This is a genomic window from bacterium, assembly GCA_026414725.1.
Lineage (GTDB): Bacteria > Ratteibacteria > UBA8468 > B48-G9 > JAFGKM01 > JAAYXZ01.
The window spans coordinates 1-1082 of record JAOAIL010000050.1 but is presented as its reverse complement, the minus strand read 5'-3'; the positions used below and the strand labels follow the sequence as shown (position 1 = coordinate 1082).

Annotated in this window: 2 protein-coding genes; one reads left to right on the top strand and one right to left on the bottom strand. The window is 40.2% G+C overall.

What is annotated here, in order from left to right; genetic code table 11:
- Window positions 1-579: neutral/alkaline non-lysosomal ceramidase N-terminal domain-containing protein (locus N3D17_07770; GenBank protein MCX8083260.1), on the bottom strand; the 579-nt coding region annotated here is incomplete at its 3' end.
- An 80-nt stretch (window positions 580-659) separates the two neighbouring features.
- Between N3D17_07770 and N3D17_07765 the strand changes: the two genes are divergently transcribed.
- On the top strand, window positions 660-1082 hold a 423-nt coding region (locus tag N3D17_07765), incomplete at its 3' end, for a hypothetical protein (GenBank protein ID MCX8083259.1).

The window sequence follows — 1082 nt, the reverse complement described above, 5'->3', positions numbered from 1 at the left end:
GCTCGTCGGCAGCGTCAGATGTGTATAAGAGACAGGGGTATCATCCACAGGTCCTGCAACCTCCACTATCTCCTCAATTCTGAGCCATGGATTTGTAATTACCGTTCCATCCTTTAACAGATATCTTCTGTTGAATGCAATTCCTTCTATCCTGTCAGCCCCTGCGGAGATGGACGCATCTGTCATACGGTTATAAGCCATCTTTATACTTCCTGCGATGTAAAAAGGTAGAATTTCTAAATAGGAGGGTTCTACATAAAATCCTTTTCTGAATATCTCTCTACCTGAACTATCAGGGATAGGTCCTGTGTGTGTATGTGTTGCGTGAATAAGTATATTAGAAGTTGGTATACCTATTTCTTTATTAACGAGATTCCGTACCTTTTTAATCTGGTTTTCACCAAGCCAGAGAAGGTCAACAGTTGTAATAGCAAAAAGGATTCCTTTATCCTCTATCACACAGGAGATTGCATAGAGTTCATCTCTTATTCCTGTAGACCTCCTGTCGTTGAAAAAATATCCCACCAGCGAAAAACCCACAGGTGGTGTTATCACTGATTTTCCAAATCCTATCTTCATAGGTTCTGTGTGAAAGTTTGTTTGCTTTTAATCAGAAAGATTTTAAAATATTAGATAAAAAAATGCAAGAGGAGGACAAAATGAAAGAGGTATTTGAGATAAGGATTATCCGTTCACCATATGGTGATTTCGTTGGTAAAGAGATAGAGGACTCAGTAAAGAACCATCCTGACTGGTATCTTGAAGAGATAGCAAAAGAAGGGTTTAATGCTGTCTGGCTACACTGTGTTTTAAGGGACATAGTTTCCTCTGATGTATTTCCGGAGTTTGGGAAAAAGGAAAGCCAGCAGATACCGGCACTTAGCAGAATGGTTGAGAAGGCAGCGAAGTACGGACTGAAAGTATTTTTGTATTTCTGTGAGCCGAGGGGGTTTCATGAGGAAGACCCTTTCTGGAAGAATAACCCTGATGTAAAAGGACAGTCCGCGGAATTTTATTTTTATGGCAGATATTATGCACTCTGTTCCAGCACACAGAAGGTAAAGGACTATCTTTATCAGAGC